Origin of the sequence: Streptomyces monomycini (assembly GCF_022271435.1) — a bacterium.
In the GTDB taxonomy this organism is placed as follows: domain Bacteria; phylum Actinomycetota; class Actinomycetes; order Streptomycetales; family Streptomycetaceae; genus Streptomyces; species Streptomyces monomycini.
The window spans coordinates 15,917-28,624 of sequence record NZ_JAFIQY010000069.1 but is presented as its reverse complement, the minus strand read 5'-3'; the positions used below and the strand labels follow the sequence as shown (position 1 = coordinate 28,624).

At 70.8% G+C, this 12,708-nt stretch carries 9 protein-coding genes and 2 pseudogenes; 10 read left to right on the top strand and 1 reads right to left on the bottom strand.

Going from position 1 to position 12,708, the window contains the following annotated elements; genetic code table 11:
* Positions 1-786 precede the first annotated feature (786 nt).
* The 4 genes and pseudogenes from JXZ78_RS39110 (at position 787) to JXZ78_RS39095 (ending at position 4,223) form a co-directional block, all read left to right on the top strand.
* Positions 787-2,163: pseudogene (locus JXZ78_RS39110) on the top strand (transposase).
* 141 nt (positions 2,164-2,304) lie between these two features.
* Positions 2,305-2,868 (top strand): transposase, encoded by a 564-nt coding sequence (locus JXZ78_RS39105; RefSeq protein ID WP_238783694.1) that lies wholly within the window; start codon positions 2,305-2,307, stop codon positions 2,866-2,868.
* A 30-nt stretch (positions 2,869-2,898) separates the two neighbouring features.
* Positions 2,899-3,138 (top strand): hypothetical protein, encoded by a 240-nt coding sequence (locus JXZ78_RS39100; RefSeq protein WP_238783693.1) that lies wholly within the window; start codon positions 2,899-2,901, stop codon positions 3,136-3,138.
* 650 nt (positions 3,139-3,788) lie between these two features.
* A complete protein-coding gene (locus tag JXZ78_RS39095) occupies positions 3,789-4,223 on the top strand; it encodes a peptidase inhibitor family I36 protein (RefSeq protein WP_157851545.1) in 435 nt (144 codons plus the stop codon).
* Positions 4,224-4,484: 261 nt separating this feature from the next.
* Here the strand turns inward: JXZ78_RS39095 and JXZ78_RS39090 are convergent.
* Positions 4,485-5,087: pseudogene (locus tag JXZ78_RS39090) on the bottom strand (Mur ligase family protein); the annotation flags it as partial.
* 471 nt (positions 5,088-5,558) lie between these two features.
* Here JXZ78_RS39090 and JXZ78_RS39085 point away from each other — a divergent pair.
* The 6 genes from JXZ78_RS39085 to JXZ78_RS39060 all read left to right on the top strand — a co-directional run bounded on the left by JXZ78_RS39085 (position 5,559) and on the right by JXZ78_RS39060 (position 12,012).
* Positions 5,559-6,635 (top strand): D-isomer specific 2-hydroxyacid dehydrogenase family protein, encoded by a 1,077-nt coding sequence (locus JXZ78_RS39085; protein WP_106968755.1) that lies wholly within the window; start codon positions 5,559-5,561, stop codon positions 6,633-6,635.
* Entirely contained in the window at positions 6,587-7,663 is a 1,077-nt protein-coding gene (gene vanA, locus JXZ78_RS39080) for a D-alanine--(R)-lactate ligase (protein ID WP_050502379.1), read from the top strand. Before JXZ78_RS39085 ends, vanA begins: the two co-directional genes overlap by 49 nt.
* Positions 7,660-8,268, top strand: a complete 609-nt coding sequence (vanX, locus tag JXZ78_RS39075; RefSeq protein ID WP_030019662.1) for a D-Ala-D-Ala dipeptidase VanX — start codon at positions 7,660-7,662, stop codon at positions 8,266-8,268. Before vanA ends, vanX begins: the two co-directional genes overlap by 4 nt.
* Positions 8,240-8,920, top strand: coding sequence for a hypothetical protein (locus JXZ78_RS39070; RefSeq protein WP_063726067.1), 681 nt, complete (start codon positions 8,240-8,242; stop codon positions 8,918-8,920). The genes vanX and JXZ78_RS39070 overlap by 29 nt, the downstream gene beginning before the upstream one ends.
* Positions 8,921-9,469: 549 nt before the next feature.
* Positions 9,470-10,303, top strand: coding sequence for a PIG-L family deacetylase (locus JXZ78_RS39065; protein ID WP_030019660.1), 834 nt, complete (start codon positions 9,470-9,472; stop codon positions 10,301-10,303).
* Between the two features lie 611 nt (positions 10,304-10,914).
* A complete protein-coding gene (locus JXZ78_RS39060; RefSeq protein ID WP_033037503.1) occupies positions 10,915-12,012 on the top strand; it encodes a serine aminopeptidase domain-containing protein in 1,098 nt (365 codons plus the stop codon).
* The last annotated feature ends 696 nt before the right edge of the window (positions 12,013-12,708 follow it).

Genomic DNA, 12,708 nt, shown 5'->3' with positions numbered 1-12,708 from the left:
CGCCCCCGGCCGGAGCGCCCGCGCGGGATCCGGCCGGGAGCGGGCGGCAGGGGAGAGGCCGACCCGCGGCCCGGGGCGGACCCGCGGCCCGGGGCCGGCCAGCGGTTCGATCCGGCCGCCGAGCGCCCTGCACAGCGCTGAGACTCCCGCGAGCCCGGCCGGCCCCGCCTGCTGGACGCCGGTGGCCGCCGGGCCCGCCCGTGCCGGGTGGCCTCAGCTTGTTCTTTAACCTCCATCCGCGGCATACGGTGCCGCGGGGGTGTTCCAAACGGCGTCGTATTTCCTGACGATGGCCCGGAGCTCCCGGGCACTTCGTGGTGACATGGCCTGCATCACGGTGTCGAGCAGGGCACGGGCTTCCAGAGGGTTGCCGCAGCAGTACCAGTGCGTGTTGCCCCACTCGTAGTCATGCCACAGCTGGCGCTCAGGGGTGCGGACGTAGTACTTCCACAAACGTACGGCCGTGGAGACGTCCCCCGGCTCCAGATAGTTCCGCGTGCGCTCAAGGCGGATGATCTCGGACAGCGCACGCCGGGACAGGCCGTCGATGACCGGCCTTGCATCGTATGTCCGGTGCCGCAAGGGAAGGGCGGCACGGATGTGTCCTGGCCGTCTACGCGGCATGGGCCTTTCGGATCGTCGTCATGCCCGACATGATGCCACGACGTCGAACAACGCCCCGAACGGCGTCACCCACCTGGGCATTCGCCAGACAGGCGGACGGCCCTCACATGATCCTGCGTTCCGCCACGGAAACAGATTCATACGAAGGCCGCGGAGGTGAGTGTGCTGGACCACGACGCCCGGCGTGACGCGTTCGACTTCACGTCACACTTCCGGGAAGACCTGTATGCGTGCCTGACCCGGCGCGGTGACACCCTGTTCGAGCTCACGGACGCACTGCTGTGTGAGAACGGGGCCGGTGACCTCGCCGGTCGACCTGACGCTAGTGGCCGAGCACCGTCGCGGCCACGGCGCGTTGTATGACGCGCTGAACTGCGGCCGCATCAACGTCGCCGGGCTGCGGCAGGCGCTGGCAATGCTGCCGCAGCCCAAGGCCGCCGGCAATCGCCTGGTCCTCCCGGTCGACGTGACCAACTGGCTGCGGCCGGACGCCCCGTACAGCCCGGACCGGCTGTTCTGCCACGTCTACGGACGTTCGGGACGCTCCAGTGACCAGTTCATCCCCGGCTGGCCGTACTCGTTCGTGTCCGCGCTGGAAACCGGCCGCACCTCCTGGTGCCAGCTGCTGGACGCGGCCCGGTTCGGCCCCGGCGACGACATCGCCGAGACCACCGCGGCCCAGGTCCGCCGCGTGATCAGCGACCTGATCGAGCAGGGCCAGTGGGAGGCCGGCGAGCCGGACGTCCTGATCGTCTTCGACACCGGATACGACGCCCCGCGCATGGCCTACCTCCTGGACAGCCTGCCCGTCGAAGCCCTCGGGAGGATGCGCACGGACCGCGTCATGCGACGACCGGCGCCCACGCTCAAGGAGTACGCCGCGGCCTACCCACAGGGCGGCAGACCGCCGAAGCACGGCAAGGAGTTCCGCTTCGCCAAGCCCGACACCTGGGGCGATCCCGACACAGAGACGGTGCGGGTCACCGACCGTTACGGCACCGCGAAGGCCATGGCCTGGAACCGTATCCACCCCCGGCTCACCACCCGCTCAGCCTGGATCGACCACACCGGCGAACTCCCCGTCATCAACGGCATGTTGATCCGCCTTCAGGTCGACCACCTGCCCGGCGGGCAATACCCGCTGCCCGTCTGGCTGTGGTCCTCCAAGACCGGCATGACCAGCGGCGACATCGATCTACGCTGGCAGGCGTTCTTGTGCCGCTTCGATCTGGAACGTACCTTCCGCATGATCAAGCAGGCCCTCGGCTGGACCCGCCCCAAACTGCGGTCCTCCGCGACCCCTGGGAGAAGCCGGCCGGACCCGCCCGCCTCACCCTCGCCCGGGTCCGGCGAGGGTTTCGGAACCTCCGCCCGGAACTTCACTGCCCGACCCGTGCACCGAAACCCTCAACTCTCGTACCGGGCAGGCTAGTTGGCTCCAAAATCCGACACCTAGCCACCCGTCACGACGTGGGCAAAACGACCAGGCGGCCCGAATCCATCGCTGAACGCAATCACCTCAAAGCTCACAAACGTTAAATAACAAGCTCAGCTTGTTCCTTAACCACGGATCCGGTCGTTCGCTGACTCTCCGCGGTGACTGCCGGGTAGGTGGTCCGTCCTCCTCGTCGCCCTGAAGCCTGTCCCCCGGTACGGACGTCCGTGATGGATGCCGTGGGGATGAGTGTGCTGGTGCGGGCCGGCGGACGAGAGGCGCTCGCGGAACTGTCGCGTTTCCGGACGGCTTTCCACGGGTGTCTGTCCGCGCGGGCTGATGCGTTCTTCGAGCTGACCGACGCGCTGCTGTGCGCGGACGGCCCGACGCGGACACCGGCCGAACTGTCGCTGCTGGCTGAGCATCAGCGTGGCTACGGCTCGCTGTACGGCGCTTTGAGCCCCGGCCGCCTGGAAACCGAGACTCTGCGTGACCTGCCGGCTTCCCTGCCGATGCCGCGCTTCGAGGGACGGATCGTGCTCGCCGTCGACGCGTCCCCGTGGCTGCGCTCGGACGCGGCCTGCTCGCCGGACCGGCTGTTCTGCCTGGTCCACGGCCGCATCGGCCGCTCATCGGACCACGTGGTGCCGGGCCGGCCGTACTCGTTCGTCGTCGCGCTCACCCCGGACCGCACCTCATGGACGCAGGTCCCGGACGCGGTTCGGCCGGGGCCCGCCGACGACGCGACGGCCGTCACCGCCGACCAGCTGCCGGCCGTGGTCGAGCGGCTGATCACGTCCGGTCAGTAGCAGCGCGGCGACCGGGACGTCCTGGTCGTGATGAACGCGGGCTATGACGTGATGCGGCTGGCCTGGCTCCTGCGCAACCTGCCCGTCGAGCTGGTCGGGCGCCTGCGCAACCTGCCCGTCAAGCTGGTCGGGCGCCTGCGCTCGGACCGCGTGCTGCGGCTGCCGAAGCCGCCACGCATCTACGCTCCCGAGGCCGGCAGGCCCGGCACCGCACGGAGTTCAGCCTGGCCCGCCCCGCCTCGTGGCCGGAGCCGTCGGTGGTCACGGTGAACGACACGACCCACTACGGCAAGGCTGAGGCCCGTGCCCGGGACCGGCTCCACCCCCGCCTACAGCAGCGGCCCGCGTGAATCGACCACGCCAGCGAACTGCCCGTCATCGAGGGCACACTGATCCGGCCCAACGTCGACCACCTGCCCGGCGACCGCGACGCACCACCAGTCTGGCTGTGGTCCTCCGTCACCGGCGCCACCCCGGACGACGTCGACTTCGCCTGGTTCTGCTACCTGCGCCGATTCGACCCGGAACACACCTTTCGCCTGTTCAAGCAGTCCCTCGGCTGGACGAGGCCGCGGTTACGCGCCCCGCAGGCAGCTGACCGCTGGACATGGCTGGTGATCTCCGCCCACACCCAGCTCCGCCTCGCCGCACCAATAACAGCTGACCAGCGCAAGCCCTGGGAGAAGAGCACCAAGCCGGTGCGACCCTCACGCCGACCCGCGTCCGCCGCGGGTTCCGGCACATCCGCCCCCCCGCCTCGCCCACCGGCGCAGGGGCCGAAACCCATCGGAGCGCGGGCCGCCGGACAGGTCGGACGGGAAACCGGGCCACGGGCGGACGGGGCGACCGACAGCGATTTGCCCCCGATCGCCCCCGCCGAGAAAGCGTGCCCTCGTGTTCCCTGGCTCGTTCTACCGGGTGTGATCAAGAAACTTGCTCTTGCGTTGGGCCTGGCTCTGACTGCCGCCCTCGCGCCAGCCGCGGCCTCCTCTGCTGCCGACTCGCCCGTTCGCGAGATCAGAGGCCACGGCCTCGAAGCCTGCCCGGACCGCTCGCTCTGCTTGTACCAGGACAGCGACTACAACGGCGGCCACGACGCCCGCATCTGGATCGTCACCGACAGCGTCGACAGGTTGAGCCCCTTCGATGCCAACGACCGGGCCTCGTCCGTCTACAACCACGGTTTCCTCAAGGCCGAGCTGTGTGCCGACGCCGAGGGGATGGGTGACTACGTCCGCCTCCGGAACGGCAAGAAGCTCCCCGGCCTCAAGCACGTGTCGGGGTACTCCGACCACCAGTCCACGTACGTGAACTTGAACGACGCCATCAGTTCCGTCCGGCTCTGGCTCGGCTGACCACCAGTCCGGACTCGCGGCACCGTGGCTTTTGCGGCCGTGACTACGGCGACCCCTTTCCCTGAAGGCAATGGGGCCCAACACCTCACCTGATGACGGCACCCGGCTGCGTTTCGCGCGGTCCGGTTCAGAACAGAGCGGCGGGGGCGAGGCGGACGGTGTGCTGCTGGCGCAGGCGTATGGGCTTGGGCTTGGGCTTGTTGATCGTCTTCACCGGTTCGACGGGGTGGGGCGACGTTCGGGGCAGCCTCGGTGGCCGGGTGAGGCGGCGGCGGTGTGCAGGGTCAAGGACGGCCGGGCGAGCTGGTCGAGTGCCACCTTTCGGACGCGGACGTCGGCGTGCTCGGCCCGCCCGAAGGTCAGCACCGCGCGGTCGGTGAGCGAGCACATCGCGGTCACCCGCGGATCGTCGGCGCCCAGGACCGCGGTCCCGCCGGGCGCCAGGCCCTGCACCAGCTCGCCTTTGGCCCGGGCGATGGCCGCGCGCGACGTGAGATGGCTCGGGTGGGCCTGGCCGACGTTGAGCACGACGGCGATGTTGGGCGCGGCCAAGCCGGTGAGCTCGGCGATGTCGCCGATGACGACGTGGGCGGCGAGCGCCTGCAACGCGGCGCCGGCGTCCTTGACGACGACGGTCGGCAGCGCCGTGGGCCGGGTGCCGAGCACGGCCGGCGCGCCCTCCCGGCCGGCCCGGACGGCGTAGTCGTGGCCGTCGGCGTACTCGCCGGCGAAAGCCACGAACAGGCCGCCCGGCTCGGCCCGCCGGCCGTCGAGCACGGCCGGCGCGCTCACCGTCACCGCGCGCTGGCCCTCGATTCTGCCGCCGACCACCGCGGCGATCTCGCCGAGGCTGGGCGGGATCACGCCTGGACCGCGCAGGAAGCGATGCGGCGCAGCCACGGCCTGCCCGTCACGGTACGGGCGGGCGCGGGCCGACCGGCAAGGCAGAGGACGGCACGGGCCGGTTCGCGAAAACTCATGCCCGTCAGTCAAAAGAGCGAGGTGTTGCCGGCGCGTATGCACTTTTCGCTACACCGACGATATGTTGCCCGCCCCGCCCCGCCCCGCCCCGCCCCGCCCCGCCCCGCCCTCGCCCCGCCCTCGCCCCGACCCCGCCCTTGCCCCGCGCGAGCACGGCGGGCCGGCCCGCCCCGCCCCGCCGACTGCGCCCGGGACAGACGGCCGGAGCACCCGGCAGACTGAGCCCGCGGCCCGGCCGCGGCGCCGTCCTCACGGCCCCGGGCGCCCAGAGCCGCCAAGGCGCACGCGGCATATCGCAGGTGTAGCAAAAAACGCATACGCGTCGGCAACACCGCGCTGCCTTGACTGACGTACATGACTTCCAGCGGATTCACACCAGCGGCGGCGTGCCGCACCCGAGCACCGGCGCCGCCCTCACGGGCTGTTTCGACCACGGGCATCACGGTCTACGGGTGCGAGCCGGACGAGGCCCGTCTCTTTCGGGAACTGGCGCCTGGCCTGGGCGTGGTGGCGACCCTGACCCAGGCGGCGGTCTGCGAAGCCAACAGCGCCCTGGCCGCCGGCAACCGGTGCATCAGCATCGGCCACAAGACGCCCGTCACCCGGGCCACGCTCACGGCACTGAGCCGCGCCGGGGTGCACTACCTCTCCACCCGAAGCGTCGGCTGCGACCACATCGACGTGGCCTGCGCCGCAAGCCTCGGAATCCGCGTCGCAAACGTGGCGTACTCGCCCGACAGCGTCGCCGACTACACGCTGATGCTGATGCTGATGGCCGTACGCCACGCCAAAGCCACCCTGCGCCGCACCGATGCCCATGACTACCGGCTCGGTGACAGACGCGGCAAAGAACTGCGCGATCTGACGGTCGGAGTGGTCGGCACCGGGCGTATCGGCACAGCGGTCATCGACCGGCTGCACGGCTTCGGCTGCCGCGTGCTGGCTCACGACAACCACCCCGGGCCCGGCGCCGCCCACGTGTCGCTGGACGACCTGCTGCGGCACAGCGACCTCGTCACGCTCCACACCCCGCTCACCGCACACACCCGCCACCTGCTCGATCGCCGGCGGATCGCGCAGATGAAACACGGCGCGCTCGTCGTCAACACCGCACGCGGGCCGCTGATCGACACCGAAGCCCTCGTTCCGGCGCTGGAGAGCGGCCGGCTGGGCGGCGCGGCGCTGGACGTCCTCGACGGCGAGGAAGGCCTCTTCTACACCGACTGCCGCAACAAGCCGATCGATCACCGCGCGCTGCTGCGCCTGCAAGAACTGCCGAATGTGCTGATCAGCCCGCACACGGCCTACTACACCGACCACGCGCTGCGCGACACCGTCACCAACAGCCTCATCAACTGCCTCGACTTCGAAAGCGGGACACCATGCAGGACAACAGGTGGGGCAACCTGCGGGACAACACGGACCGGTTGAAGATCGGCATCATCTTCGGGGGCTCTTCCGAAGAACACCACATCTCCGTCAAGTCCGCCCAGGAGGTCGCCAAGCACCTCAACACCGATGCCTACGAACCGTACTGGATCGGCATCACGCGCTCTGGCGTCTGGCAACTGTGCGAGGTCCCCGGCGCCGGCTGGCAGAACGCCGGCGCCCGCCCGGTCGCACTGTCACCCGACCGCAGCGTCCACGGCCTGCTCGTCCTGGAACCGGGCCGCTTCGAAGTAATCCGCCTGGATCTCGTGCTGCCCGTGGTGCACGGCACACTCGGCGAAGACGGCGCGCTCCAGGGCCTGCTGGAGCTCTCCGGAATCCCCTACGCCGGCTGCGACGTCCAAAGCTCCGCCCTGTGCATGGACAAGTCCCTGACCTACACCGTCGCCCGCAGCGCGGGCATCGCCACGCCCTCCTTCCGGGTGGTCACGAAGGACGAGGAGGTCGACGCCGACCGGCTTTCCTACCCGGTCTTCGTCAAGCCGGCCCGCTCGGGCTCGTCCTTCGGCGTCAGCAAAGTCACCGGCAAGCAGGACCTGCCCGGCGCGCTGGAGGCGGCCCGCCGCTACGACTCGAAGGTTTTGATCGAAGAGGCCGTGGCCGGCAGCGAGGTCGGCTGCGCCCTCCTGGGCGATCCGGCCGGCTTGATGGCGGGCGAGGTGGACCGTGTGGCCCTCTCGCACGGATTCTTCCGGATCCACCAGGAGGACACGCCCGAGACCGGCTCGGAGAACGCGACGTTCATCGTGCCCGCCGACATCCCCGACGCTGCCCGCCGGCAGGTGAAGGAGAGCGCCAAGGCCGTTTACCGCGCACTGGGCTGCCGGGGGCTGGCCCGCGTGGACCTCTTCCTCCAAAAGGACGGTCAGGTGGTGCTCAACGAGGTCAACACCCTGCCCGGCCTGACCTCCTACAGCCGCTATCCCCGGATGATGGCCGCCGCGGGACTGCCGCTCTCCGAGGTGATCGACCGGCTCGTGTCGGTGACACTGCGCCGAGGCAAGCGATGAAGGCCGGCTTCGGCTACCTCGACGAACTGGTGCCCGGCATCCGTTGGGACGCCAAGTACGCCACCGGGGACAACTTCACCGGAGCGCCGGTCGACGGATACCTGACCAACCGGATCGTGGGCACCACGGCGTTGTGCACGGCCCTGGGGCGGGCGCACGAACAAGCCGCCTCCCGCGGCTACGGCCTGCTGGTCTGGGACGGATACCGTCCGCAACGCGCCGTCGACTGCTTCAAACGCTGGTCCGAGCAACCGGAGGACGGCCGGACCAAGCAGCGTCACTACCCCCGGATCGACAGATCCGAGCTGTTCGCCAGGGGCTACGTGGCCGCCCGGTCCAACCACAGCCGCGGCAGCACCGTCGACCTGACGCTCTACGCCCTGGCCACCGGCGAGCCGGTGCGCATGGGCGGCGGCCACGACCTGATGGACCCGCGCTCCCACCATGGAGCACGAGGAACAACGCCCGCCGAAGCGGCAAACCGCGAGCGCCTGTGCTCCCTCATGGAGAGCTGCGGATTCGCTCGCTACGCCTGCGAGTGGTGGCACTACACGCTGAAGAGCGAGCCGTACACCGATGTCTACTTCGACTTTCCCATCACATGACGAACGCCTCACCAGCCTTCCGTACGTCTCCCAGTGGGGCAGCCTGGAGCGCAACGACGAAGTCGTCATGCGGCGCGCCGCCCCCTCGGGCCTCGACGTCTTCCTGCGGCGCACCGACCCCTCGCACCTGCACGACTGGGCCCGCGACGGCTACCGCTCGCGCGAGGAGTACCTGTTCTGGTCCCGCAAGGTCTGCGGCCTGGCCTGCCTGCAGTCCCTGCTGCACGGCTGGACGGAGATCCGCCTGTCGATGCGCGAACTGCTCGCGCTGGCCCTGGAGCAGGGCTGCTACGTGCGAGAGCCCGAGGGCAAGGTCCACGGGCTGGTCTACCGGCCCTTCATGGCCTGGATCAGCGCCCAGTTCGGATTTACCTGCCAACTGATCGAGAACACCCCGATCCACGCCTCCGCCCCGGCGGTGCGCCCCGGCCAGGCCCTGATCGCCTCCGTCTCCCCGGAGATCCGCGACCCGGCGACGCACGCACCGCGCCGGGGCGGGCACCTGGTGCTGATCCACGCGGCCCACGGCGAAACGGTGTGCTTTCACAACCCGTCGGGCTACTCCCACAACGCGGCCTCCGCGACGCTGCCCCTGGGCGTCTTCGAGCGCTTCCACGCAGGACGGGGGATCCTGGTGAGCGCCAGAGCGTGAGCCGGCGCGCGGGCGCCCGCGCGCCGTGGCCGCTGGCGGCCGCCAGCCCGGGCCCCGGCCAGCCCTGCAGGCGACGGCGCAGCGCCGTCGCCTGCAGCTGCACGAGACGCGCCACGGCGAGACCCGGCCCGGCCCTCGCCCCGGGCGCGCATGCCGACCGCTGCGGTGGCCCATTGATCACCGAAACAGGACCGCCCAGCCGGACACGACCTCCGCCGACATCAGCGACCCGCACCCGCAGCCCACGCAGGGTCCCGGCAGGGCGCCACGCCGGCCCCGCAGACACGCCGCCGCACGGGGACCTGCGTGCACTTCAGACCCGGCCGCCGCACAGCGACGCCGTTCGAAACGCCGACATCTGCAAGGCAACCGGCCGCACCGGGAACAGCCGGACCGGCCGACGTCGTTGCATCTGCCGAGGCACCGGCGCCGCACGGGCGGATGACACGGAGACCACCAGTTGTCCGCCTACCGGAACCCGGGCCTCGGGATCGCGGTACGCCCGCCGCGCACTCGGACGAGAACATATTTCTGCAGGAGGACTGTTACATGACCGACCGGCCCTTGACCCTCATGGCCGTGCACGCCCACCCCGACGACGAGGCCACCTCGACCGGAGGGGTCCTTGCACGGTACGCGGCCGAAGGCATCCGCACGGTCCTCGTGACGTGTACCGACGGCGGGTGCGGTGACGGACCGGGGGGCGCCAAGCCGGGCGACCCCGGGCACGATCCGGCGGCCGTCGCCGTGATGCGCCGTCAAGAACTCCAGGCGAGCTGCGACGCCCTGAAGATCAGCGATCTGGAGATGCTGGACTACGCCGACTCCGGGATGATGGGCTGGCCGAGTAACGACGCCCCCAAGTCCTTCTGGCAGACCCCGGTGGAGGAAGGCGCCGCCCGGCTCGCGCAACTCATGCGGCACTACCGGCCCGATGTGGTCGTCACCTACGACGAGAACGGCTTTTACGGCCACCCCGATCACATCCAGGCCCACCGCATCACGATGGCGGCGCTCGAGATGACCGCGCTGACACCGAAGGTGTACTGGACCACGATGCCTCGCTCGGGGATGCAGCGCTTCGGCGAGATCATGCGCGAGTTCCATGCGGACATGCCGGAGCCGGACCCCGCCGAGGCCGCCGCGATGGCCGAGATCGGCCTCCCCGACGACGAGATCACCACCTGGGTGGACACCACCGCGTTCAGCGGCCAGAAGTTCGACGCACTGGCCGCGCACGCCAGTCAGGGCGAGAACATCTTCTTCCTCAAGATGGGCAAGGAGCGGTTCAGCGAGTTGATGGGCATGGAGACCTTCGTACGCGTCCAGGACGCCACCGGCGCCCCCGTACCCGAGAACGATCTCTTCGCCGGCCTGCGCTGATCTGCCCACCCGGCCGGGGCTGGCAAGGCTCCCGGCAGGGCGGGCCCGCAGCAGGCGCGAGTACCGCCTGCTCAGCCCAGAGGAGGCCCAGCCGGTACTCGGCCGGGGCGCGGGCCGCGTCGCAGCTGAGCGTGCCGGCCCGCCGCAGCCGTCCCAAGAGGTGCCTTGCCTGGCTCCCCGCCTCCTGGACTGCGCCGCCGGGCCCGAAGGCGGCAGCCTCGCCCCCGGTGCGGACGCCCTGCGCTACAAGCCGCAGGACGTCCGCGCCGGTGGCCGCCCCGTGCGCGATCCGCCGCCCTGAGACAGTGCGGCGGACGACCCTGTCACTGCCTCCGGACGACGTTCCCCAACGCACAAGGGCCCGTCGCGCGGCGGTGTCGGGACTGACGTCCAGGACGCGGCCGACGGCCGTCCGGCTGTTCCCGGCTGCCCGGTCGGTGTGTCATATTCGTTGATCCGTTACCGCCTGCGGCAGGCGGCAGGTTCGTTCATCAACGGGGTGAGGCAGGTGAGTTGCTCAGCCACCCGGGCAGGGCCCGTTGCTCTGCGCCCCGGCCGCCACTTCCCCGGCTTCCCGCTCGCTCTGCCCCTTCGCATCATCGGGAGAACCCATGCGTTTACGCACCCCCAGGCGCGGCGGCATGCTCGCCGTGCTCATGGCGACGCTCGCCGTCCTCACGGCCGGACCGGCACCGGGCACGGCCTGGGGGGCCGCTGCACCCCGAGCCGCCCGCGTACCCGCCGTGGACCGTGAGATCCACTTCACCGCGGACGGCGTCACCGCGTACGGCACACTGCACATACCCGCCCACCGCGCGGGCCACCGGCTCGCCGCGGCGCTGCTGCTTCCCGGCAGCGGCCCGACCGACCGCAACGGTGACGAGCCGCCCGGCCTCACCCCACACACCCTGGCCCGCATGGCCGATGTCCTCGGCGGCGACGGTGTGATGAGCCTGCGGTTCGACAAATACGGCACCGGACGCACGGGCCTGGGCGGACGCGACAGCGCTCCCGACATGGCCGCCTACACCCGACAGGCCGTGGCGGCGTACCACACCCTGCGCGCCCGCCCTGAAGCCGACCCGCAGGCGCTGCTCGTGGTCGGGCACAGTGAGGGCGGCCTGCAAGCACTGCTCGTCGACCGTGCCGTACAGCAGAAGCCGGCCGGCCTCGCGCTCATCGCCCCGCAGAGCATGCGGCTGCTGGACCTGATCCGCCTCCAGCTGGCGGACGCCCTGAACCGGGCGGTTGCCGCAGGGAACCTCACCCCGCAGCAGGCGAGGTGGAACAACCGGGGCGTGGCCAGGGCCATCGCGGACTTCCGCGCTCGGCGCCCGGTGGACACCTCGCCCCTGCTGCCGTCCCTCGCCACCCTCCTCCAGAGCATGTTCGGGCCGGTGAACGCGGATTTCGTCCGCAGCGACGACGCTCTCTTCCCGCCGGCCGTCGCCCGAGGCGCCGCGCCCGGCACACGGACGCTCGTCACCTGCGGTACCGAGGACACCAATGTGCCCTGCCGGACGATGCCCGCTCTGCTGTCAGGCCTCGCCGCCGCCCGCACCACCGGCCCGGGACTGCGGATCCTTCCCGGGCTCGACCACCTCCTCCACCCCGCCGGCACTCCCGTCAACGATCCGGTGATCGCCCCGGCCGCACAGCAGGCCCTCCACGACTTCGTGCGGCCCTGGCGGCACACCGCACAGGGCTGAGCAACCTCCACCATCGCGCCTGGCCCCGCTGGACCTGCGAGCGCGAAGGGTGCGGGGGGCCGGTACGACGCGTGGCGACCAGCTCGACGACCTCGCCGCCACGCGCGCCGCCCGCCACCAGCAAGAAACCCACCACGAAGCCCTTGCCAACGACGCGGCCGTCTCTCCCGTCGGCGCCCGGGAGGTGCTGCGCCTGCTGCCGGCGGGACGGGGGAGGCGGGACCCCCTCAAAGCAGGGATGGCTACGAGCACATGGGTAGACCAGGGGCGGGGTCCTGATGCGTGCTCACGTCCGCCGCCGGGACATTGCCCCAGTAGTCCTCGCCCTCGAAGTGTGTCCAGTACCAGATGTCGTTGCCTCCGGAGTGGGAAGATCCATGCCCCCAGCACGAGTACCGGCTGGAGGTGCCGGTGAGTGTGTGGACGATTTCGGAGCGGTAGTCGCGTTGGCGGTACAACGTGATTACTGCCGTGTTGCCTGGGCAGTACAGGACCTTGGAGCGGACCTTGCACTCGGCGGCCTGGGCGGGCGGGCTGGTGTCCGGTGTGTCTGGCCGGCCGCCAGGCGTGCTGCGCCCTGAAGGTGATGCGGCAGGAGCCGCTTTCTGCGGCGTTCCATCGCTGACCGCGCCGCCCCCGCTGCCGCCCAGCGCGGATGTGGCGGCGCTGATCACGCCGAACGCTCCTCCGCCGACG